The organism is Aurantimonas sp. 22II-16-19i, assembly GCF_002088275.1.
Taxonomy (GTDB): Bacteria; Pseudomonadota; Alphaproteobacteria; order Rhizobiales; family Rhizobiaceae; genus Jiella.
In genome coordinates, this window is record NZ_AQQS01000005.1 from 68243 (window position 1) to 90588 (window position 22346).

At 67.2% G+C, this 22346-nt stretch carries 17 protein-coding genes, 1 tRNA gene and 1 riboswitch; of the genes, 13 read left to right on the forward strand and 5 right to left on the reverse strand.

The features are described from left to right. Window positions 1-41 precede the first annotated feature (41 nt). From ATO4_RS06540 to ATO4_RS06565, 6 genes are all read left to right on the forward strand, one after another. The gene (locus tag ATO4_RS06540) at window positions 42-2213 is read left to right on the forward strand and encodes a malate synthase G (RefSeq protein ID WP_083590629.1); all 2172 of its coding nucleotides are present in this window, start codon (window positions 42-44) and stop codon (window positions 2211-2213) included. Between the two features lie 343 nt (window positions 2214-2556). Then, the gene (locus tag ATO4_RS06545; RefSeq protein ID WP_245308603.1) at window positions 2557-3156 is read left to right on the forward strand and encodes a MarR family winged helix-turn-helix transcriptional regulator; all 600 of its coding nucleotides are present in this window, start codon (window positions 2557-2559) and stop codon (window positions 3154-3156) included. 176 nt (window positions 3157-3332) lie between these two features. Next, window positions 3333-4592 carry a multidrug effflux MFS transporter gene (locus ATO4_RS06550; protein ID WP_083590631.1) on the forward strand — a complete coding sequence of 420 codons (1260 nt, stop codon included), beginning with the start codon at window positions 3333-3335 and terminating at the stop codon, window positions 4590-4592. 93 nt (window positions 4593-4685) lie between these two features. After that, window positions 4686-5783 (forward strand): D-alanine--D-alanine ligase family protein, encoded by a 1098-nt coding sequence (locus tag ATO4_RS06555; protein WP_083590632.1) that lies wholly within the window; start codon window positions 4686-4688, stop codon window positions 5781-5783. 193 nt (window positions 5784-5976) lie between these two features. Next, complete coding sequence (locus ATO4_RS06560; protein WP_083590633.1) at window positions 5977-7116, forward strand: acyl-CoA dehydrogenase family protein; 1140 nt, start codon at window positions 5977-5979, stop codon at window positions 7114-7116. 208 nt (window positions 7117-7324) lie between these two features. Then, on the forward strand, window positions 7325-8752 hold the full coding sequence (locus ATO4_RS06565) for a ChaN family lipoprotein (RefSeq protein WP_083590634.1): 1428 nt from the start codon (window positions 7325-7327) through the stop codon (window positions 8750-8752). 240 nt (window positions 8753-8992) lie between these two features. Here ATO4_RS06565 and ATO4_RS06570 read toward each other — a convergent pair whose 3' ends face one another. Continuing rightward, window positions 8993-10189 (reverse strand): O-succinylhomoserine sulfhydrylase, encoded by a 1197-nt coding sequence (locus tag ATO4_RS06570; protein WP_083590635.1) that lies wholly within the window; start codon window positions 10187-10189, stop codon window positions 8993-8995. 65 nt (window positions 10190-10254) lie between these two features. Continuing rightward, window positions 10255-10332: riboswitch (SAM riboswitch) on the reverse strand. A 100-nt stretch (window positions 10333-10432) separates the two neighbouring features. On the opposite strand from ATO4_RS06570, the gene ATO4_RS06575 reads away from it, so the two are divergent. The 5 genes from ATO4_RS06575 (at window position 10433) to ATO4_RS06595 (ending at window position 15220) form a co-directional block, all read left to right on the forward strand. Continuing rightward, window positions 10433-11515, forward strand: coding sequence for a 2'-deoxycytidine 5'-triphosphate deaminase (locus ATO4_RS06575; RefSeq protein ID WP_083590636.1), 1083 nt, complete (start codon window positions 10433-10435; stop codon window positions 11513-11515). A gap of 154 nt (window positions 11516-11669) precedes the next feature. After that, a complete protein-coding gene (locus ATO4_RS06580; protein ID WP_176222882.1) occupies window positions 11670-13001 on the forward strand; it encodes a UDP-glucose/GDP-mannose dehydrogenase family protein in 1332 nt (443 codons plus the stop codon). A 102-nt stretch (window positions 13002-13103) separates the two neighbouring features. Beyond that, a tRNA-Pro gene (locus tag ATO4_RS06585) sits at window positions 13104-13180 on the forward strand. Window positions 13181-13481: 301 nt separating this feature from the next. Next, entirely contained in the window at window positions 13482-14396 is a 915-nt protein-coding gene (gene ttcA, locus ATO4_RS06590; protein ID WP_083590716.1) for a tRNA 2-thiocytidine(32) synthetase TtcA, read from the forward strand. Further along, a complete protein-coding gene (locus ATO4_RS06595; RefSeq protein WP_083590638.1) occupies window positions 14393-15220 on the forward strand; it encodes an inositol monophosphatase family protein in 828 nt (275 codons plus the stop codon). The genes ttcA and ATO4_RS06595 overlap by 4 nt, the downstream gene beginning before the upstream one ends. 83 nt (window positions 15221-15303) lie before the next feature. Here the strand turns inward: ATO4_RS06595 and ATO4_RS06600 are convergent, their stop codons facing one another. The 4 genes from ATO4_RS06600 to purL form a co-directional block, all read right to left on the reverse strand. Next, window positions 15304-16578: a multidrug effflux MFS transporter gene (locus tag ATO4_RS06600; RefSeq protein ID WP_083590639.1), complete on the reverse strand. Its 1275-nt coding sequence runs from the start codon at window positions 16576-16578 to the stop codon at window positions 15304-15306. A gap of 341 nt (window positions 16579-16919) precedes the next feature. Continuing rightward, a complete protein-coding gene (grxD, locus tag ATO4_RS06605) occupies window positions 16920-17267 on the reverse strand; it encodes a Grx4 family monothiol glutaredoxin (protein WP_083590640.1) in 348 nt (115 codons plus the stop codon). A gap of 253 nt (window positions 17268-17520) precedes the next feature. Continuing rightward, the gene (locus ATO4_RS06610; RefSeq protein WP_083590641.1) at window positions 17521-17754 is read right to left on the reverse strand and encodes a BolA family transcriptional regulator; all 234 of its coding nucleotides are present in this window, start codon (window positions 17752-17754) and stop codon (window positions 17521-17523) included. An 88-nt stretch (window positions 17755-17842) separates the two neighbouring features. Then, window positions 17843-20068 (reverse strand): phosphoribosylformylglycinamidine synthase subunit PurL, encoded by a 2226-nt coding sequence (gene purL / locus ATO4_RS06615; protein ID WP_083590642.1) that lies wholly within the window; start codon window positions 20066-20068, stop codon window positions 17843-17845. 511 nt (window positions 20069-20579) lie between these two features. Here purL and ATO4_RS06620 point away from each other — a divergent pair. Beyond that, a complete protein-coding gene (locus ATO4_RS06620; RefSeq protein WP_083590643.1) occupies window positions 20580-21125 on the forward strand; it encodes a methanogen output domain 1-containing protein in 546 nt (181 codons plus the stop codon). Between the two features lie 37 nt (window positions 21126-21162). Then, on the forward strand, window positions 21163-22236 hold the full coding sequence (locus ATO4_RS06625; RefSeq protein WP_176222883.1) for a sensor histidine kinase: 1074 nt from the start codon (window positions 21163-21165) through the stop codon (window positions 22234-22236). Window positions 22237-22346 lie beyond the last annotated feature (110 nt).

Consider the following 22346-nt stretch of genomic DNA (forward strand, 5'->3'; position numbering starts at 1 on the left):
ATGGCCGATTTCCGGACGAATTGGATCGTTGGAGGAATGGCATGCCAGACATGATCGAGGTTGACGGCCTGAAGGTCGCGGACGAGCTGAAGCGCTTCATCGACGAGGAGGCCCTGCCGGGTACAGGTATCGAGCCGGAAGCGTTTTGGTCGGCCTTCTCGGACATCCTCAACTCGATGGCGCCCCGCAACCGCTCGCTGCTCGCCGAACGCGAGCGCCTGCAGACGGCGATCGACGACTGGCATCTGCAGCGCCGCGGCAAGACGATCGACATGAAGGAATACCAGGCCTTCCTGCGCGAGATCGGCTACATCGTTCCCGAGGGGCCGGACTTCCGCATCGAGACCGAGAACGTCGATCCGGAGATCGCACTGGTTCCGGGCCCGCAGCTCGTCGTGCCGCTGATGAACGCGCGCTACACGCTGAACGCCGCGAATGCCCGCTGGGGCTCGCTCTACGACGCGCTCTACGGCACCGATGCGATGGGCGACGCGCCCGAGGGGTCCGGCTACGACCGGGCCCGCGGCGCCCGCGTCGTGTCCTGGGCAAAGGGCTTCCTCGACGGCGTCGCGCCGCTCGACCGGATCTCCCATATCGACGTCGAGGCCTATTCGGTCGATGGCGGAACGCTGCTCGCCAGCTATGGCGACGGCAAGAAGGCGCGGCTGAAGAACCCGCTGGCGTTCGCCGGATATCGCGGCGAGGCGGCGGCGCCGTCCGCGGTGCTGTTCAAGCACAACGGCCTGCATGTCGAGGTGTCCGTCGACGCCAGCCACCGCATCGGCAAGAACGACCGGGCCAAGGTCGCCGACGTCCTGATCGAATCGGCCGTCTCGACGATCTGCGACTGCGAGGATTCGATCGCCGCCGTCGACGCCGAGGACAAGACCGCCGTCTACCGCAACTGGCTCGGCCTGATGCGGGGCGACCTCTCCGAGAGCTTCCAGAAGGGCCGCGAAACGGTCACCCGGCGGCTCAATCCGGACCGCGACTACCAGAGCCCCGGCGGCACCACCTTCACCGTGCCGGGCCGCTCGCTCCTGCTCATCCGCAATGTCGGCCACCTGATGACCAATTCGGCCATCCTGCTTCAGGACGGCTCGGAGGCCCCCGAGGGCATCATGGACGCGATGATCACTGCGATGATCGCGATCCACGACCTGAAGAAGGCCGGCGGCATCCGCAACTCGCGGGCCCGCTCGGTCTACATCGTCAAGCCGAAGATGCACGGGCCGGAGGAGGTCGCCTTCTCGAGCGAGATCTTCGCCCGCGTCGAGGATGCGCTGGGTCTCGACCGCGACACGCTGAAGATGGGCATCATGGACGAGGAGCGCCGCACCACGGTGAACCTCAAGGAGTGCATCCGCGCGGCGAAGCACCGGGTCTTCTTCATCAACACCGGCTTCCTCGATCGCACCGGCGACGAGATCCACACCTCCATGGAAGCCGGCCCGATGGTCCGCAAGACCGTCATGAAGGACCGGACCTGGATCGCCGCCTATGAGGACTGGAACGTCGACGTCGGCCTTTCCTGCGGGTTCCGCGGCAAGGCACAGATCGGCAAGGGGATGTGGGCGGCGCCGGCCAAGATGCACGACATGCTCGCCCAGAAGGTCGGCCACCCGCAGGCCGGAGCCAATTGCGCCTGGGTGCCGAGCCCGACGGCGGCGACGCTGCACGCCACCCACTACCACCGGGTCGATGTGCTCGCCTGGCAGGAATCGATCGCGGCGCGCGGCCGGCGGGCGCTGCTCGCCGACATCCTGACCATCCCGCTGGCCAACCGCGCCAACTGGCCGGAGGAGCAGATCAAGGCCGAGATCCGCAACAACGCGCAAGGGATCCTCGGCTATGTCGTGCGCTGGATCGACCAGGGCATCGGCTGCTCCACCGTGCCGGACATCAACGACGTCGGCCTGATGGAGGACCGCGCCACCTGCCGGATCTCCTCCCAGCATCTCGCCAACTGGCTGCATCACGGCGTCGTCTCGAAGGACGAGGTGATGGAGGCGATGAAGGAGATGGCGGCAAAGGTCGACGCGCAGAACGCCGGTGACCCGAACTACGAGACGATGGCCGGCAACTTCGACGGCTCGATCGCCTTCAAGGCGGCCTGCGATCTGGTGTTCGAGGGGCGCCAGCAGCCCTCCGGCTACACCGAGCCCGTCCTGCATCGCCGCCGCATCGAGAAGAAGGCTGCGCGCCGCAGCTAGAGCATGATCCCGAAAAGTGGGAACCGGTTTTCGGGAAAGATCATGCGGCAAGAAGAGGGTAGAGCGGGATGTCGATCGTAGCTGATCTCAGCCCGCTCTAGTCCGCCGACCAGCCGTTGCAAGAGCAGGCGAATCACGTGAAGCAGCCACTACCCTCAAATGGGGTGGCTGCTTTTCTATTGGCGGTATGCAAGGGTTAATAGGGGCATCGAGAGGACAGATAGTTGCGCGATAAAGCTACCTATCTAGATCAACTTTGATATCCTTTGGATATGATGTGTCATAACGACGCACTGGGCTACTTCGTCACTATGGGATCGATGCATTCAGAATGGCCATGTGTATGGTCAGCCAGTATGCAGCCGGCGGGAATGGTCACCAGTCACAGCGCGACAGTTCAAGCCAAACGACTGAAGGTCAACAGATGCCCGAACTCATTTCCAGCAACTCCCTCGGTTTCCTTCTCGTGGACGTCGCCCGTCTGTTCCGTCAGGAATTCGAACGGGCCGTTGTTGAGGCGGGATTGTCTCTGACGCCCGGGGAAATCCGCGCGTTGCTCTATGTTTGGCGTTTCGAGGGATCGCGGCAGGCGGTCCTCGCCGAGCGGATGGGCGTCGAGCCGATGACGATGTCCGCCTATCTCGACCGGCTCGAGAGCCGCGATCTCGTGGAGCGCAGGGTCGACAAGAACGATCGCCGCGCGAAGGTCGTGACGACGACCGCGGCGGCGACGGCCGTCTTCGAGGAGATCCGGCCCCTGGCGACCGCCATGTATGACCGTCTCGTCACCGGCTTCAGCGAGGAGGAGCGGGACGTCGTCCAACAGCTGCTGACCCGGATCCGGCTGAACCTCACCACCGATCCCCAGATCGTCGGCGAGGACCCGATAATCCCCGCGGTCGGCAAGGGACGCTCGAGCGAAACCCTCTATCGGACCGCGTGATCGACCGAGACGCCAATCGGCCCTCGCTCTGGCTCTGGCTCTGTCCCTGGCGACGAGTTGGAGACGATGTCCCGTCGCACCTTGCGGCGACGGGAGATGTCAATAAGAAAGGGTAACCAGCGCCACCTCGCGTCACGGATGCCCTTTTGACTTCCTCCCCTTCGACCGGACGCCCCATGTCGGAGGGGCGTATCAGCCTGATCGGCGGCTGCCTCGTCGCCATCGGCCCGATCTCCCTGGCGCTCTACACCCCGGCGATGCCGACGCTGGTCGCCGCCTTCGACACGTCGGAGGCTCTGGTGAAGCTGTCGCTGGCGGTCTACTTCGCCGGCTTCGCCTTTACCCAGTTGATCTGCGGCCCGCTCTCCGACGCCTATGGCCGCCGGATCACGGCGATCGCCTTCATGGTCATCTATCTCGCAGGCTCGATGCTGGCGGTGTTCGCGCCGACCATCGAGGTCGTCGTCTGGGCGCGGCTCCTGCAGGGAATCGGCGCGTCGGTCGGCGTCGCCACCGCGCGCGCCATCGTTCGCGACCAGTTCACCGGCGAGACCTCGTCGCGGATCATGAACACGATCGGGATCATCCTGGCGATCGGGCCGGCGGTCTCGCCCACCATCGGCGGCCTGATGCTGGACTTCGCCGGGTGGCATTCGCTGTTCCTCATGATGGCGGGATTCGGCCTCGCGCTGATCGGTGTGACCATCGGCCTGATGCGCGAGACCATCGTGCCCGATCCCTCGCGGATCCGGCCGAAGGCGATCCTTTCCGCCTACCGGGAGCTTGCGACGAACCGGCACTTCCTCGCCACCAGCCTGACCGTCGCCGGCTCGGTCGGCGCCCTCTACACGCTGGCGACGGTGCTGCCCTTCGTCCTCATCGACGTCGCCGGCCTGACGCCGACCGAGTACGGCGTCGGCATGCTCGCCCAGTCGGGAAGCTATCTCTGCGGCTCCATCGCGGCACGCTTCCTGATGGCGCGCTTCGGCGCCTACCGGCTGGTTCCGATCGGCCTCGGCCTGATCGGCATCGGCGCCGCGGCCATGGCCGTGTCGATCCAGCTCCTGCCGGTCAGCTACGTCTCGATCATGGGGCCGGTGGCGTTCTACGCCGTCGGGATCGCCCTGGTGATGCCGGCCATGACCACGGCCTCGCTGGCGCCGTTCCCGCACATGGCGGGTGCGGCGGCGGCGATGATGGGCTTCATCCAGATGGGTTCGGGCCTTCTCGGCGGCGCCATCTGCGCGCTGATCGGCGAGCCGGTGCTGGCGACGCAGATCGTCATTCCGCTCCTCGGTCTCCTCGCGATCGTGTCCTATCGCGTCTATCGCAGCCATCCGCATCTCGCCGAACCCGAGCCGCTGCCGCAGGTCCCGGCGCCGCCGATGCCGCGCGAGGGCCGGGGGAGAGGCAATAGCGACATTGAACGGCCGTGAGCACGGTCGCGCTTTTGCGCGCAAGCCGGTAAACCTCTCTTCGCCTGCCGACGGGCGGGGCGCGAATCCGAAACGATCCGGCCGGAGCATGCCATGACTTCCACCGCACGCCGCCTGCGAATCCTCGTACTCTTCGGGGGGCGCTCGGCCGAGCACGAGGTCTCCGTCCGCTCGGCGACGAATGTGATGGCGGCGCTCGATCCCGCCCGATACGAGCCGCTCCCGGTGTTCGTGACGCGCGATGGACGCTGGCTGCTGGCCAGCTTCGAGACCGGCGTGCTGGCGATCCCGGAAGCGGGGACGCAGCTCTGCCTCGTACCGGGCGGCCGGGGACGGGCGGTCGGCATTGCCGCGGACGGCGGCATGGCGCCACTGCCGGCGATCGACGTGGTCTTTCCGGTGCTGCACGGTCTGCCCGGCGAGGACGGCGCGGTCCAGGGCCTCTGCGAGGTTGCGATGGTGCCGCTCGCCGGATGTGGCATTCTCGGCTCTGCGACCGCCCTCGACAAGGACATCGCCAAGCGGCTGTTGCGCGATGCCGGGATCCCGGTGGCACGGTCCGTGACGATCCGGGCCGGCGCGGTGCCGGACTTCGCGGCACTGGAAGCCGAGCTCGGCCTGCCGATCTTCCTCAAGCCGGCGCGGCAGGGATCCTCGGTCGGTGTGCGCAAGGTGAAGGCCGCCGAGGAATTTTCCGGCGCGCTGGAAGAAGGCTTCCGCCACGACGCCAAGCTCCTCGCCGAGGAATTCGTCGCCGGCCGCGAGATCGAGTTCGCCGTGCTGGAGGCGCCGGACGGCAGCCTGTTCGTCTCGCGGGCGGGCGAGATCGTCCCCGCCGGTGTCCATGGCTTCTACAGCTACGACGCCAAATACGTCGATACCGACGGCGCGGCGCTGATCGTCCCCGCCGAGCTGCCGCCGGAGGTCGAGGCCAAGCTGAGGGACCTGGCGGCGGACGCCTTCCGCGCCCTCGGTTGCGACGCCATGGCGAGGGTCGACTTCTTCCTGACCGAAGACCTGCAGCCGCTGGTCAACGAGCTGAACACCATCCCCGGCTTCACCGACATCAGCATGTACGCCAAGGTGATGGCGGCGAGCGGCGTGCCCTATGCCGAGGTGATCGACCGGCTGGTCGAACATGGCCTGAAGCGCGCCGAGCAGACAATCGGCGAGGCGCCGGACCAGCACTGATCCGGGCGCCGGCCGGTCGGGTGGATCTCAGTCACGCTCGATCGCTCCCCTCGGCACGAAGTGCGCAGGGCCTATCTTGCTTGCTTGCGCCAGGAAGCGACGCAAGCCGCAGCGACCGGGCCGGCCCGCCGAGGTCGGCCCGCCGGCCGGGGCTCCGCCCGGCGACTTGAACGAACATGGGAGGAATGCCGCGATGGACTTTGCACTCTCGGACGAGCAACAGCAGATCTTCACGATGGCGCGGGATTTCGCCACCGAGAAGATGGCGCCTTTCGCCGATGCCTGGGAGGCGGAGAAACGCCTGCCGCGCGACGTGCTCGAAGAGCTGGCCGGCCTCGGCATGGCGGCGATCTATGTGCGCGACGACTACGGTTCCGGGCTCTCCCGCCTCGACGCGGCGCTGATCTTCGAGGCGCTGTCCTATGGCGACCCGTCGGTCTCGGCCTTCCTGTCGATCCACAACATGGTCGGCTGGATGGTCGACAGCTTCGGCAGCGAGGAGCTGAGGGCCGAATGGCTGCCGAAGCTCTGCAGCATGCAGGCGATCGGCAGCTATTGCCTGACCGAGCCGGGCTCGGGTTCCGACGCGGCGGCGCTGCGCACGAGCGCGAAGGCGGATGGCGACGGCTACGTCCTCAACGGTACCAAGAGCTTCATCTCCGGCGCCGGGTTCTCCGACCTCTATCTCGTCATGGCGCGCACCGGCGAAGCCGGCGCCAGGGGCGTCTCGGCCTTCCTCGTGGAAAACGGCACGCCGGGCCTGTCCTTCGGGGCGCAGGAGCGGAAGATGGGGTGGATCGCCCAGCCGACCGCCGAGGTGCGCCTCGAGGATTGCCGGGTTCCCGCCGGCTCTCTGCTCGGCGAGGCGGGCAGGGGCTTTGCCTATGCGATGATGGGCCTCGACGGCGGCCGGCTGAACATCGCCGCCTGCGCCCTCGGTGCCGCCCAGGCCGCCCTCGACAAGACGATCGTCTACATGCGCGACCGCAAGGCCTTCGGAAAGTCGCTGACCGAGTTCCAGGCGCTGCAGTTTCGCCTCGCCGACATGGAGACCGAGCTCCAGGCGGCGCGGGTCTTCCTGCGTCAGGCCGCCTGGAAGCTCGACCAGAAGGCACCGGATGCCACGAGGTTCTGCGCCATGGCCAAGCGCTTCGTCACCGATGCGAGCTTCGAGGTCGCCAACATGGCCCTGCAGCTGCACGGCGGCTACGGCTATCTCGCCGACTACGGCATCGAGAAGATCGTCCGCGACCTGCGCGTCCACCAGATCCTCGAGGGCACCAACGAGATCATGCGGTTGATCGTGGCGCGGGATCTTCTGGCCCAGCGGTGACGAGGCGAATCGCTCGCCCCGCGCCGAAAGCTGCCAATGCCTCCGCGTCAAGGCCTCGACGGGCGCATCAGTGGGGATATATTTCCGCGCAGAGGGGAATCTGCAATAGTTTTGCCACAAGGTGGCGCAATTCGTAGTGCTCTCGAAAGCTGCGGTCGCTAGGGGAATGGGACCGCATGCGGCAGTCGAGAGTTGGGGGTCGTTCGACTTGAAAAGCCGTCATTGGATCGTTCCGTCGCTTGCAGCCGTCCTTGGGGGGATCGGCTACGGGGTCGCGCAGAACCTGCCGGCCGGCGACGCGTCCAGCTCGGCCGCACCGGCGCTGGCCGAGGCCGGCGAAGGCGTGGTCGCGGCGAAGGTTACGGGCGACCGCGTGTCGCTCGGCTATCGTCGCAAGGGCGATCAGGATTTCGCCGAGGTGACGGTCTCGACCGTCGAGCCGTTCCAGGACGCGATGACGGTGGACAGGCAGATCGCCGAGGCGGTCGCCGCGGATGCCGCTGCTCCGGCGGCGGCGCGGATCGCCGGTCAAACGGCCCTTGCCCCGGCCGGTTCCGCCAGCCGGAGTGAAACCGGTGCCGCAGCCTTCCTGACCAAGGTCGCCGCAGCCGGTGACGCCGCCGCATCGGCCGTCGCCGCGAGTTCCGACGAGACCGCTCCCGCCTTCGAGACGACCCCGCTGTCGAAGCGTCTCTTCGACGCCGAGCAGCCGGAGTGGCAGTCCCGTTTCTTCGCAGACAATCCGCTGGTCGGCGGGATCTTCCAGAGCGACGGCAATCCATCGGACGCCGCGGCGCTGATCGGCGCGGCGAGATCGGCCCGCTACGTCCTTCTCGGCGAGAAGCACGACAATCCGGACCATCACCGGCTGCAGAGCGACATCGTCGCCAATCTCGCCGACACTTCTGCCGATCTGTCATTGGTGTTCGAGATGATTCCCCAGCGCCTGGACAGTGTCGTGTCCGCCTTCGGAACGGAGCGGGGCGCGTCCATCGATCTCGAAGGTCTCGCCAATCGGCTGGAATGGTCCGAGCGCGGCTGGCCGGACTTCTCGATGTATCGCCCCCTGTTCGAGACGGCCAGACATCATGGTCTCGCCGTCGAGGCTGGCAATCTCGACCGCAGCGTCGTCAGTTCGATCGTGGCCAATGGCGTTTCGAGCCTGTCGCCCGAGGAGCGCGCGCGCCTCTCGCTCGATATCGATGCCGATCTGGCGATGGTCGCCGACCTCACGGACGAAGTCCGCACTTCCCATTGCGGCCTGATGCCGGAAGGCTCGATCGCGCCGATGGTGGACGCCCAGCGCGCCCGCGACGGGGCGCTCGCCGCTGCCATGCAGGACGCGGCCAAGGACGGCGACACCGCCGTCCTGATCGCCGGCTACGGCCATGTGCGCAACGATCGCGGCGTGCCCGCGCTCCTGGAGCGCAAGGACCCGGACGCCGCCACGGTCTCTGTGCGGATGATGGAAGTCGAGGGTGAGGATGGTGCGGTCGCCGATTACGGCCTGACCGCCGAGGCGCCGGCTCCCTACGACTTCACGATCTTTACCCCGCGCCTCAGCATCGACGACCCGTGCGAGACCCTGCGCGCCAGGTTGCCGGCGCCGGCCAAAGACGCGGCCGCGGCCGACTGAACCGTCGCTCCAGGCGGTCGCGCCACGGCCATGGGCGGGGCAACGCTGTCGCCTGGGCGCAGTGTCGCCTGCGACGAGACTTCATCTTCCAGAACGCCGGCGCCTGTCACGGCGCCTTCAGGGCCTATCGGGACCCCGCAGGCGGATGCGCCGGAATAACGGGGTGTCGCGGCGTATCGCCGTGTTCCCGAACCTTTGGCACGACGATCCCGTCTTCTGGTGCGGGATCGCCGCGGCGGCTCACGCCGCGCGGAGGGCGCCCGCGATGTCGTCCCACAGGTCTTCGACGTCTTCGAGCCCGATCGACAGGCGCACCAGGCCGTCGTCGATGCCGAGTTCCGCCCGCGCTTCCGTCGTCAGGTTCTTGTGGGTGGTCGTCGCGGGATGGGTGACGAGGCTCTTGGCGTCGCCGAGATTGTTGGAGATCAGGATGATCTCCAACGCGTTGAGGAAGCGGAAGGCCGCTGGCTTGCCGCCGGTGACGTTGAAGGCGATGAGGGTCGAGCCGGCCGCCATCTGGCGCCTGGCGATCGCATGATCGGGATGGTCCTCGCGGCCGGGATAGAGGACGCGGGCGATCTTCGGCTGTTCGGCGAGGCGGTCGGCGATGGTCGCGGCGGCGGCGGTCTGGTGGGCGACGCGCAGGGGCAGGGTCTCGAGGCCCTTCAGGAGGGTCCAGGCGTTGAACGGCGACAGCGCCGGGCCGGTGTGGCGGTAGAAGTCGTGGAGGTTCTCGTCGATCCACTGCTTCGACGACAGGACGACGCCGCCAAGGCAGCGGCCCTGGCCGTCGATGTGCTTGGTCGCGGAATAGACCACGACGTCGGCCCCCAGCGTCAGCGGCTTCTGGTGGATCGGCGTCGCGAAGACGTTGTCGACGACCAGCGTCGCCCCGGCCGCATGGGCGATCTCGGCGACGGCGGCGATGTCGATCACCTCCAGCGTCGGGTTGGTCGGCGTCTCCATGAAGAAGACCTTGGTGTTCGGCTGCACCGCCCTCTGCCACTGGTCGAGGTCGCGGCCGTCGACGAGGGTGCAGGAGACGCCGCAGCGCGCCATCACCGTCTCGACCACGTAGCGGCAGGAGCCGAACAGGGCTCTCGCGGCGACGATGTGATCGCCGGCCTTCACCTGGCACTGGATGGCGGAGGCGACGGCGGCCATGCCGGAGGCGGTGCCGCGAGCGTCCTCGGCGCCTTCCAGCGCCATCATCCGCTCCTCGAACATGCGGGTGGTCGGATTGGCGTAGCGCGAATAGATGAAGCCGGGCTCCTCGCCCTTGAAGCGGGCTTCGGCAGCTTCCGCCGTGGCGTAGACGAAGCCCTGCGTCAGGAACAGCGCCTCCGAGGTTTCCCCGAAGTTCGAGCGCGTCGTGCCGCCATGGACCATCAGGGTGGCGGGCTTCAGGGGCTTCTTCTCGTCATCGCGCTTCAGCATGCTTTGTCTCCGAACAGCAAAAAACCGGCTCTTGCGATCTCGCAATGCCGGTTCGAAAGAACGTCCTCGTCTTCGGATCGGCCCTTTAGCGAGTTGTTTTACGTGGCTGCAAGCCGGCCGGCCAAATCACCACCATGGCTTTGCAAATAGCTGCGATGCGGTTAGGCGTCAATCGGTGAAAAATCGGGATGCCGCTGGGCGGCCCGGAAACGACGAGAGGACGGACCGACGGTGAGCGGCGGCATGTTGCAGGGGATCCTGCCGGATCGGGAGATCGCGGCGCTGTTCGAGGCGGGTGCGCTGATCGCGCCGCGCGAGCGTGACGGCGACCAGATCCAGCCGGCCTCGCTCGACCTGCGGCTCGGCCCCGTCGCCTACAGGGTGCGGGCGAGCTTCCTGCCGGGCGGCGGCCATTCGGTCGAGGCCAAGCTGGAGCGCTTCGCCCTCCACGAATTCAGCCTGTCCGGCGGCGCCGTGCTGGAGACCGGCTGCGTCTACGTCGTGCCGCTGCTCGAGCGGCTCGCCCTGCCGGACCACGTCAGGGCGACGGCCAATCCGAAATCCTCCACCGGCCGGCTCGACATCTTCACCCGTGTCCTCGCCGACAACGCCCAGGAATTCGACAAGGTGCCGGCGGGCTATCACGGGCCGCTCTATCTGGAGATCTCGCCGCGCACCTTTCCGATCCTGGTGCGCGAGGGCTCGCGCCTGTCGCAGATCCGCTTCCGCTGCGGCGAGCCGACGCTCTCGCTATCGGAGCTGACGGCGCTGCACGAGCGGGTCCGGCTGACCTCCGGCGAGAACGCCAACATCTCGGGCGCGGGCATCGCGCTGTCGATCGATCTCTCCGGCGTCCCCGGCAGCCTCGTCGGCTATCGCGGCAAGCGCCATACCGGCCTCGTCGACGTCGACAGGCGGGCAGCCTATCCGCTCGCCGAATACTGGGAGCCGATCACCCGGCGCGGTGCCGGCGAACTGGTCCTCGATCCGGACGAATTCTACATCCTCGTCTCCAAGGAGGCGGTCCACGTGCCGCCGGACCACGCCGCCGAGATGACGCCCTTCGACCCGCTGGTCGGCGAGTTCCGGGTGCATTACGCTGGTTTCTTCGATCCGGGCTTCGGCCATTCGGCCGCCGGCGGCGCGGGCAGCCGGGCGGTTCTGGAAGTGCGCAGCCACGACGTGCCATTCATCCTCGAGGACGGCCAGATCGTCGGCCGGCTCGTCTATGAGCGTATGGCGGCGGTGCCCGATCGTCTCTACGGGGCGGCGCTTTCCTCCAACTACCAGGCCCAGGGTCTGAAGCTGTCGAAGCATTTCGCCTGACGCTCACCCTCGTCGGTGAGATAGGAGCCACTGCAGGAAAAGTTGCAGGAAGGTCGCTTCGGCCGTTCATCGTCAGGACCGGCGCAGACTCGGCTTGACTGCCACGGCCACGGGCGTATCGCCGCAGGCAGGTCGAAAAACAGGAAGCATCACCGTGCAATCAGCGAATATCTGTGTGGTCGGGGTCGGCTATGTCGGCCTGATCCAGGCGGTCGGGCTCGCGAGCTTCGGGCTGAAGGTCACATGCGTCGATCTCGACGCCCGCAAGATCGCGATGCTCGAGAAGGGCATTCCGCCGATCTTCGAGGAAGGGCTGGAAGAGGCGCTGCGGGAGGTCATCGCCCGGGGCAGGGTGACCTTCACCACCGAGATCGCCGCTGCCGGCGACTGCGACCTGTTCTTCGTCGCGGTCGGGACGCCGACCAGCGAGCGGACCGGCAACGCCAGGCTCGACTATCTCGACGCGGCGGTGTCCGGCATCGCCGCGATTGCCCGGCCAGAGGCGGTGATCGCCGTGAAGTCGACGGTGCCGATCGGCACCTGCGCCCGGCTGCAGGCACGGCTCGACCGCGACTTTGCCGGCAAGCATCTGGAAATCGTCTCCAATCCGGAATTCCTGCGCGAGGGAACCGCGCTCAACGACTTCTTCAATCCCGAGCGGATCGTCATCGGCGGCAACAGCGAGGCGGCCCGCGACAAGGTGCGCCAGAGCTATGCCGCCTTCGAGGACCGCGGCGTGCCGATGATCGTCAGCGACACCTCGACCAGCGAGACGATCAAATACGCCGCCAATGCCTTTCTCGCGACCAAGGTCACCTTCATCAACGAGATCTCCGACCTGGTCGAGACCGTCGGCGGCGACATCGATCAGGTCGCGCGCGGCATCGGCCTCGACAGCCGTATCGGTCCGCAGTTCCTGAAGGCCGGCCCCGGCTATGGCGGCTCGTGCTTTCCCAAGGACACGCTGGCGCTCGCGACCATCGGCCGGCGCCACGGGGTCCAGCAGCAGATCGTCGAGACGGTCATCCGCATCAACGATTCGCGGCGGTTCCACATCCTGAAGCGAATTGAATCGGCGATGGGCGACAAGCTGGCCGGCAAGCGAGTCGCCGTTCTCGGCCTTGCCTTCAAGGCCAACACCGACGACGTCCGCGACAGCCCGGCCGTCGACATCGTCCATGCGCTCCTGGAAGAGGGGGCGGAGGTCCGCAGTTTCGATCCGGTGGCGAAACTTTCTGTCGACCACCGCTGCTATCGCCAGTGCGAGAGCATCGCGGCGGCCTGCGAGGGCGCCAGCGCGGTCCTCGTCGCCACCGAATGGGGCGAGTTCCGGAGCTTCGACTTCGCCTCGGTGGAGCCGCTGGTCGAGCGCCGCTACATCTTCGACATGCGCCGCGTCGTCGACATCACCGCCGCCTGGGTGCCGCGCTGGGACATCGAGCGCATCGGCTCGCCGCTGATGCGGGCGACCGGCGAGGCGAGCTGAACCATCGTCCGGGTGGATTCCCGTCGCCGAAGCAGGCGACGGACACCGCATCGTGCGAAACATCTTGCGTCGGCCGTCCCCTTTGGGTAGGCAGTCTCTCGTCGGAGCGTAGCGCAGCCTGGTAGCGCACCTGGATGGGGTCCAGGGGGTCGGAGGTTCGAATCCTCTCGCTCCGACCAGCAAGTCTTTCCCCGCATCTTCAAAAAATGATTCTCGGTCGGCACGGGCCGGACGCCTCCGCGTTGCGGGACAGCCGACGCGATCATGGGCCTTGGTCGATCGATGGTCATCATTTTCGGCGCCATCGGTTCGACACGCGTGGCCAGTGCCCGCCGACGTCCCTGCTGACCGGATATGCTTGGCCGCCCTTCCGTTTCATCGCCTGACCCTCTAAACCGGCCTCGCAGTGTGGCGAGGTGATCGATGCTCGACGAGCAAGAGGCAAGGGCGGTTCCCGGCGACGGGCCGGCGGATCAGGCCATGGACGGCATGGGGGAATTCGGCGAGGCGGGCGAGGGGGCCCATCCGCTGTTTCGCGACGTTCCCTCGACGGTCGGATTCAAGAAGCTGCGCAAGCGTCTCCTGCGCGAGATGCGCGAGACGATGGAGCGCTTCGCCATGGTGCGGCCGGGTGCCCGCTGGCTGGTGGCGATCTCCGGCGGCAAGGACTCCTACGCCCTCCTGGCGCTCCTCCACGACCTGAAATGGCGCGGCCTCCTGCCGGTCGATCTCCTCGCCTGCAATCTCGACCAGGGCCAGCCGAACTTTCCCCGCCACGTCCTGCCGGAATGGCTCGCCGCGAACGGGATCGCCAACCGGATCGAGTATCGCGACACCTATTCGATCGTCACCGACAAGCTGCCGGACAACGCCACCTATTGCTCGCTCTGCTCCAGGCTCAGGCGCGGCCATCTCTACCGGATCGCGCGCGAGGAGGGCTGCGAGGCGCTGGTCCTCGGCCATCACCGCGACGACTGCCTCGAGACCTTCTTCATGAACCTCCTGCATGGCGGGCGGCTGTCGGCGATGCCGGCCAAGCTGCTCAACGACGAGGGCGACCTCTTCGTCCTCCGCCCGCTGATCCAGTCGGCCGAGAGCGACCTCGAACGCTTCGCCGCCGCCATGCGCTTCCCGATCATCCCCTGCGACCTCTGCGGCAGCCAGGACGGGCTGCAGCGCAACCTGACCAAGCAGATGCTCGACGACATCGAGAGCCGCTATCCGGGCCGCAAGGCGGTGATGATGCGGGCGCTCGCCAATGTCCGGCCCGGCCATCTCGTCGACCCGGCGGCATTCGACTTCGCCGGCCTCGCGATCCGGTCCGCGGACGATGCCTCGGCCGGGGTGTCGCCCGAGCAACCAGCCCATCATCATCCCGAAGGATCTGACGCGTGACCCCAGCCATCGATGTCGCCCGCCTTGCCGATCTCCTGCGCGAGGCGGCGAGGGCGGAAATCATGCCGCGCTTCCGCAACCTTTCCGAGGCCGACATCCGCGAAAAGACCTCGGCCACCGATCTGGTGACGGAGGCCGACGAGGCGGCCGAGCGCTTCATCGCCCGCGAATGCCGCAGCCTGCTGCCGGACGCGCTGTTCGTCGGCGAGGAATCGGTCGCGGCCGACCCCGCCCTCCTGGACAAGCTGAACGACGCCGACTTCGCCATCGTCGTCGACCCGGTGGACGGCACGGCGAACTTCGCCGCCGGCGTACCGCTCTTTGCGGTGATGGCGGCGATCGTCTCGAGGGGCGAGACCGTCGCGGGCCTGATCTACGACCCGCTCGGCGACGACTGCATGCTGGCGGAGAAGGGGGCCGGGGCTCGCCGCCGTCTCGCCACCGGCGAGGAGGTGACGCTCGCGACGGCCGGATACGTTTCGCTCGACCAGTCGGTCGGCTGCCTCAGCACCAGCTACTTCCCCGAGGCATTGAAGACCGCCGTCCTGCCGCGGCTCGGCCGGGTCAAGATCATCGGCAACTATCGCTGCGCCGGCCATGAATACCGGCTGCTCGCCTCCGGCGGCGCGCAGTTCTGCGCCTATTCCAAGCTGATGCCCTGGGATCATCTGGCCGGGGCGCTGATCACCACCGAAGCGGGCGGCCAAGTGGGCAAGGCGGACGGTTCGGCCTATACGCCGCGCGACCGCGAAGGGACGCTGATCGCTGCGGCGAGCGCAGAAAGCTGGCAGGCGGTGCGCGACCAGTTGTTCCACGGGGCATGAGGTGCCGGCCCTGCTCCCGGGCCGGACGACATGACTTCGCGCGGGTGATCGCCTGCGGCTGAAGCGCCGCGGGCGGATCTCGTCTATTCCGCAGCGCCGGTCCTGGCCCGCTCGGGACCCGTGACGTCGTCGTATTTCGCGTCGAAGAGCCGGCCTTCCGCGAGGAAGACGCACAGCGTCGACAGCATCGACAGGACGATGAAGCCGAGCAGCAGCGGGATCAGCGTGCCGTCGTAGTAATAGCCGATGATCGCGCCGAAGATGCCGCCGCCGACGGTCTGCATGAAGCCGAGCACCGCCGAGGCCGTGCCGGCGACATGGCCCAGCGGGTCCATGGCGAGGGCGTTGAAGTTCGTGCCGATGAAGCCGAACAGGCAGAAGTTCAGCGTCATCACCGGGATGAAGAACAGCAGCGGCGCCTGGCCGCCATAGAACCAGGCGACGCCAAGATGCAACGCCGCGAGCGCCATGAAGCCGATGAGCGCCCCATGCGACAGCCGGCGCATGCCGAAGGTCTCGACGAGGCGGGAGTTCATGAAGGACGAGATCGCCATGAAGATCGCCGTCGCCGAGAAGGCGAGGGTGAAGTAGGGGCCGAGGCCGTAGGCTTCGGTATAGATCTGCTCGGCCTGGTTGATGAAGCCGAACAGGACGCCGAAGATCATCGCGGTGGCGATCGTGTAGCCGAAGGCGATGCGGTTGGTCAGGACGATGCGGAACGCCTCGCCGACCCGCTTGGTCGTCAGCTCGCGGCGGTTTTCCGGGGCGAGGGTCTCGGGAAGCCGCAGCGCCGCCCAGATGCCGACGCCGGCGCCGAACAGCGCGACGATGACGAAGATCTCCCGCCACGAACCGAACAGCATGATGCCCTGGCCGATGTTCGGCGCCAGCACCGGGATCGCCATGAACACCATCATCACCAGCGACATGACGCTGGCCATGCGCCGGCCGCCGAAGCAGTCGCGCACGACCGAGATCGCGATGACGCGGGTGGCCGCGGCGCCCATGCCCTGGATCGCCCGCATCGTCAGCAGCATCGCGAAGCTCGTGGAGAAGGTGGCGATGCCGGCGGCGATCACATAGACCGCGATGCCGAAGAGCAGCACGCGGCGCCGGCCATAGCGGTCGCTGAGCGGGCCGTAGACGATCTGTCCACCGCCGAAGCCGAGGAGATAGGCGGTGATCACGAACTGCCGCTGGTTCGCATCGCTCACCTGCAGCGCCGTCCCGATGTCCTGCAGGGCGGGGATGAAGATGTCGATCGCGGCGGCATTCATCGCCATCAGGCACGCCACCATCATCACGAGCTCCCGATAGGGCAACCCGTGCGTATTCGTCTGCTGTGCAGGCAAGGCCATGCGATCCTCGGCAATTGGGCGTCCGACACGCCGCTGCGCAGTCGTCGGTCACGACGTTGCGGGGCGGCGTTGACGGTGTCAGGGCATCCTGAACGGAGATTCCAGAGGGAACCGAACGATAAGTTGGATTAGCAAATAGCAGAGCGGAGCGGCAAGGTCATCCCTCGCAAGCGCATGGCTGTCAGACACTGCGTCCAACGGATCGGCGGTGCTGTCGGGGCCGCGCACCGCGGGCGGCGATCAGCGCCGGGTCGATGGCCGCAAATGCCGAAAAGGCTGGCCGCGTCGCCGCAACCAGCCTCCCAAACATCGCAAGACCGGCCCGGCGGGGCCGCCAGGTCTCAGCCGTTGGCGGCGGCCGGCTCGCCGGTCTTGACGCCGTTCGCCTCGAACAGGCCCTTCAGCTCGCCGGCCTGGAACATCTCGCGCAGGATGTCGCAGCCGCCGACGAATTCGCCCTTGACGTAGAGCTGCGGGATCGTCGGCCACTCGGAATATTCCTTGATGCCCTGGCGCAGGTCGTCGGAGGTCAGGACGTTGACGCCCTTGTAGTCGACCCCGAGGTAGTCGAGGATCTGGACGACCTGTCCCGAGAACCCGCACTGGGGGAAGGACGGTGTGCCCTTCATGAAGAGGACGACGTCGTTCGACTTCACCTCGTTGGCGATCCACTCGTTGATGCCGCTCATGTCAAAACTCCTTCAGGGGCTCTGGACGCCGGTTGGTCCGGCCCTTCCGTCATGGTCTTCTCGAGGCGCTCGCCTCGTTGCAAAGGGCCTTTCGGGCCCGGCGGGCGGGCAAGCCGGGATCCGCCCATCACCAAGTCGCGTCCGCGGCATCCGCTTTCCGGTCAGACCAATCACCTGCCGGGCAGAGGCCTGCGGCCCGGCGTCTCGGGCGATCGATCCGCTCCGGCGATGGTCGCTTCGCCTGTCATCCTGCCTACTTAGGTGCGCTGGTCTGCAGCGCAAGCGCGTGCAGTTCGCCGCCCATGTTGCCACGCAGGGCCTTGTAGACCATCTGGTGCTGCTGCACCCGCGACTTGCCGCGAAAGCTCTCGGAGACGATCTCGGCGGCGTAGTGGTCGCCGTCGCCGGCGAGGTCGCGGATCGAGACGATGGCGTCGGGAATCTCTTCCTTGATCATCTTCTCGATGTCGTGGGCATTCATCGGCATTTCGCATCTCCGGCGCTGACGGTCGGTCCAGTCCCGATGATAGTGACGGCACCGGCCGGCCGCAACGTGCTTGCGCCGGCCATCTCCATCACGCGGCCGCCGACGGCTCGACGACGGTTCCGGACATGTAGCTGGGGAGCCAGCTTTCATGGGCGACCGTCATCGCCCGCACGGTCAGGTCGAGGCGGCCGGTGATCGTCAGCCGGTCGCCGCCGGCCGTGCCGAGGCGGCGGAAGGGCACGCCGGCATCCTTGGCGGCCGCCTCGAATCGGTCCGTCTCGGCGGCGCTCAGGGCAACGACGTAGCGGGCCTGATCCTCGCCGAAGAGAACCGCGTGGGCCGGCCCGTCGCCGGCCTCGATCGTCGCGCCGAGGCGCGATGCCATGCAGATCTCGGCGAGCGCGACGGCCAATCCGCCATCGGACAGGTCGTGGCAGGTGCGGACCTGGCCCGCGCGGATGCAGCCGCGCACGAAGTCGCCGTGGCGCTTCTCCGCCGCCAGATCGACCGGTGGCGGCGCGCCCTCCTCACGATCGTCGATCACCGCGAGATAGGCCGATGCGCCGAGATGGCTGCCGTCGCGGCCGACGAGGTAGAGGACGTCGCCCGTCTTCAGCGAATCGACCCGGGCGGTGTACCGGCGGTCCTCGATCAGCCCGAGGCCGCCGATGGTCGGGGTGGGCAGGATCGCCTGGCCGTGGGTCTCGTTGTAGAGCGAGACGTTGCCCGAGACGATCGGAAAGCCGAGCGCGGTGCAGGCGGCGCCGATGCCCTCCACCGCCTTGACGAACTGGCCCATCAGCTCGGGCTTTTCCGGGTTGCCGAAATTGAGGTTGTCGGTAGCGGCCAGCGGCTCGGCGCCGACGGCGGTCAGGTTGCGCCAGCATTCGGCGACGGCCTGGGCGCCGCCCTGGAACGGGTCGGCCTCGCAATAGCGGGGCGTGACGTCGGAGGAGAAGGCGAGGGCCTTCGTCGCATGGCCATCGACGCGGACGACGCCGGCGTCACCGCCCGGCCGCTGTAGGGAATTGCCCTGGATCATCGTGTCGTACTGCTCGAACACCCAGCGGCGGGAGCAGAGATCGGGCGAGCCGAGAAGCGACAAAAGCGCCGCGCCGCAATCGCGCGGCTCGGCGAGTTCCCCGGCATGGATGGTGCGGGCGGGCTTCGGCTCGATCCACGGGCGATCGTATTCCGGCGCCTCGTCGCCGAGTTCCTTGATCGGCAGGTTGGCGACCTCGCGGCCTTCGAACAGGATACGGAACCGCTTGTCGTCGGTGGTGCGGCCGACGATCGCGAAGTCGAGGCCCCATTTGACGAAGATCGCCTCGGCCTCGTCGCGCTTCTCGGGGTTGAGCACCATGAGCATGCGCTCCTGGCTTTCCGACAGCATCATCTCGTAGGGGGTCATCTCCGCCTCGCGCACCGGCACGGCGTTCAGATCGAGCTCGATGCCCAGATCGCCCTTGGCGCCCATCTCGACGGCCGAGCAGGTCAGCCCCGCCGCGCCCATGTCCTGGATGGCGATGACCGCGCCGGTGGCCATCAGCTCTAGGCAGGCCTCCAGCAGGCATTTCTCGGTGAACGGATCGCCGACCTGCACGGTCGGGCGCTTCTCCTCGATGCTCTCGTCGAATTCGGCCGACGCCATGGTGGCGCCGCCGACACCGTCGCGGCCGGTCTTGGCGCCGAGATAGACCACCGGCAGCCCGACGCCCTTGGCCTCGGAGTAGAAGATGGCGTCGGTGCGGGCGAGGCCGGCGGCAAAGGCGTTGACGAGGCAGTTGCCGTTGTAGCGCCGGTGGAAGTTCACCTCGCCGCCGACGGTGGGAACGCCGAAGGAATTGCCGTAGCCGCCGACGCCGGCGACGACGCCGGCCACGAGATGGCGCGTCTTCGGATGATCAGGCGCGCCGAAGCGCAGGGCGTTCATCGCCGCGATCGGCCGCGCGCCCATGGTGAAGACGTCGCGCAGGATGCCGCCCACACCGGTGGCCGCGCCCTGATAGGGCTCGATGTAGGAGGGGTGGTTGTGGCTCTCCATCTTGAAGACGACGCAGAGCCCGTCGCCGATGTCGACGACGCCGGCGTTCTCGCCCGGGCCCTGGATGACGCGCTCGCCCTTGGTCGGCAGCGTCCGCAGCCATCGCTTCGACGACTTGTAGGAACAGTGCTCGTTCCACATGGCCGAGAAGATGCCGAGCTCCGTCAGCGTCGGCTCGCGCCCGATCAGCGCCAGCACGCGCTCGTACTCGTCGGGCGTGAGGCCGTGCGCGGCCACGAGTTCGGGGGTGATCTGGGGCTCGGTGGGCATCGTCCATCCATCCACTGGGACCTGTCTGGCCCGGCTGTTAGCATCCCCGCCACCCACCCACCAAGCCCTTTCCGCTCAACGGGCGAGCGCGGCGCCGCAGCGTGTCGGCCGTTGATGCAGAAGGACGACCGCTCGCCATGGGGACTCGGCAAGGCCCTTCGCACGCAGGTTTCGGCCCGCAGCCGATCTCGAGCCGAAACCATAGCTGGCATGTCGGGATCCGATGCCGCTCAATCGGCGCCATCCGCAGGCTGCGGCGAGTCGCCAGTTCGAAACAGGTCGGGTTTCTGCTCGGCCGGATCTGGTAGCGCCGAGAAGACGATCGTCACGAACAGTGAGAAATCGATGCGCGACCAACATGTTGAAAATACGAGGATGTGTTGTAAGTTCAAAGCATTGTGATATCTTGGTGAATGTTGATCGTAGCGGTGGGGCGGACCCCGAATCTTCGTTTGCCGACCGATGCCTGCCGCGGATCCGTGGCTGCCGCGACAGAATTGGGGCGTCACTTTTGAACACGATTTCGCAGCGCCAGGTCCCGGTGGAAAGCCGCGTCGAGGAAGCCGGCATCGCGCTCGACCGCGACAGGTTCACCCGCAAGATGATCCGCGAACTGAGCGGGACCATCGAGCGCGTGGTCGGCGTAGAGGAAGCCAGCGGCTATGTCGCCACGGTCGGCGGCCTGATGGGGGACTGGCTCAACGAGGCCTATCACGCCGCGCTTGGCCCCGACGACTTCGACCTCGACACCGTCGCCCGGATCTTCGTCGACCTGAAGCGGCGGATCGACGGCGGCTTCTACGTCATCTCGATCGGGCCGGACCGGATCGTTCTCGGCAACACCCGCTGCCCGTTCGCCGAGGACGTGATCGGCAGGCCGTCGCTGTGCATGATGACGTCGAACGTTTTCGGGCGGATTGCCGCCGACAATCTCGGCTATGCGCGTGTGCAGCTCGAGCGGACGATTGCGAGCGGCGACGGCCGATGCGACGTCATCGTCCACCTCACTCCCATCGAAATGCTCCACAGCGATGAACGCGAATATTACCGCCTGTAGTCCGCAGGCCCGCTCTGCGGCTTCAGCGGTCGAGGCCATGCCGTCGGATCTCGGCTTTTCCGATCGCGTTCTCGCCCTGATGGACGTCGAGGTGATGGTGGTCGCCCTCGACGGCAGGGTGGTCTATGCCAACGAGCGGTCCCGGCATCTCGCCGGGCTGAAGCCGGGGCAGGAAGCCTTTCGCGACTTTGCCGATTACTGGATCGTCGAGCCGCAGGACGTCGCCGTCACGCTGCGCAGGCTGGGCGGCGGCTCCTCCTGGCAGGCTCTCTCCCTCCGGCGCCGCAGCGGCGGATCCGCGGGCGAGGTCGCCGCGCTGCGCGGCCGCGGTCTCTTGATGACGACTGCCGATGGGCCGGTCGTCCACGTCCTGATCGTCGAGGATGCCGGGCGCGGCCGGCAGTTCGACGAACATCGCCAGCTCATCCGGAAACTGAACAAGGAGCTTGCCCATCGCCAGGGCATGGAGCGGACGCTGACCGATCTCCTGGCGACGCAGAAGCGCCTGCACCGCGAACTCGTGCACCGGGTGAAGAACAACCTGATGCTCCTGGTCTCGCTCGTCACCGTCGGCAAGCGGCGCTGCGACACGGAGACTTCGCGGTGGCAGTTCGATCAGCTCGAGCAGCGGATCCTCTCGGTCGCCAAGACCCACCAGCTTCTGGACCGGGAGCACGACACCGACAGCGTGGCCGGCGACAGGCTGCTGCGCGAGATCGGCGAGGAGCTGGCGCGCTCGCTGGCTCCGCCGACGGTGACGCTGTCCTGCGACCTCGCGCCGCTCCGCCTGCACATCTCGCAGGCGACACCTCTCGCACTGATCGTCAACGAGCTGGCCACCAACGCCATCAAGCACGCGTTTCCGGACGGCCGGCAGGGCAGGTTGACATTGCGACTTGCGGCAGAGGGCGATGACCGCTTCGCCGTTACCGTCGCCGACGACGGCATCGGTGTTGCCGACGCCAAGCCGGCATGGCGCGGTGCCGGCAGCGGCATCGTGCGGGCGCTGGTCGGACAGCTGGAGGGCACACTGACACAGATCCCGGGAGACGGAACCACCTGGCTCCTCACCTTCAAGCCGAAACCCGGCACCGATCGCGAGGACGACTAGAGCATGATCCCGAAAAGTGGGAACCGGTTTTCGGGAAAGATCATCCGGCAACAATAACATGGAGCGGGCTGTCGATCGAAGCTGATGTCATCCCGCTCTAGAGCGGACCG

What these genes read in the sequence shown, in the direction of transcription:
- ATO4_RS06540 (WP_083590629.1), top strand. Translation starts at nt 42, where the DNA reads ATGCCAGACATGATCGAGGTTGACGGCCTGAAGGTCGCGGACGAGCTG.
- ATO4_RS06545 (WP_245308603.1), top strand. Translation starts at nt 2,557, where the DNA reads ATGGTCAGCCAGTATGCAGCCGGCGGGAATGGTCACCAGTCACAGCGC.
- ATO4_RS06550 (WP_083590631.1), top strand. Translation starts at nt 3,333, where the DNA reads ATGTCGGAGGGGCGTATCAGCCTGATCGGCGGCTGCCTCGTCGCCATC.
- ATO4_RS06555 (WP_083590632.1), top strand. Translation starts at nt 4,686, where the DNA reads ATGACTTCCACCGCACGCCGCCTGCGAATCCTCGTACTCTTCGGGGGG.
- ATO4_RS06560 (WP_083590633.1), top strand. Translation starts at nt 5,977, where the DNA reads ATGGACTTTGCACTCTCGGACGAGCAACAGCAGATCTTCACGATGGCG.
- ATO4_RS06570 (WP_083590635.1), bottom strand. Translation starts at nt 10,189, where the DNA reads ATGCTGAAGCGCGATGACGAGAAGAAGCCCCTGAAGCCCGCCACCCTG.
- ATO4_RS06575 (WP_083590636.1), top strand. Translation starts at nt 10,433, where the DNA reads ATGTTGCAGGGGATCCTGCCGGATCGGGAGATCGCGGCGCTGTTCGAG.
- ttcA (WP_083590716.1), top strand. Translation starts at nt 13,482, where the DNA reads ATGGACGGCATGGGGGAATTCGGCGAGGCGGGCGAGGGGGCCCATCCG.
- ATO4_RS06600 (WP_083590639.1), bottom strand. Translation starts at nt 16,578, where the DNA reads ATGGCCTTGCCTGCACAGCAGACGAATACGCACGGGTTGCCCTATCGG.
- grxD (WP_083590640.1), bottom strand. Translation starts at nt 17,267, where the DNA reads ATGAGCGGCATCAACGAGTGGATCGCCAACGAGGTGAAGTCGAACGAC.
- ATO4_RS06610 (WP_083590641.1), bottom strand. Translation starts at nt 17,754, where the DNA reads ATGCCGATGAATGCCCACGACATCGAGAAGATGATCAAGGAAGAGATT.
- purL (WP_083590642.1), bottom strand. Translation starts at nt 20,068, where the DNA reads ATGCCCACCGAGCCCCAGATCACCCCCGAACTCGTGGCCGCGCACGGC.
- ATO4_RS06625 (WP_176222883.1), top strand. Translation starts at nt 21,163, where the DNA reads ATGCCGTCGGATCTCGGCTTTTCCGATCGCGTTCTCGCCCTGATGGAC.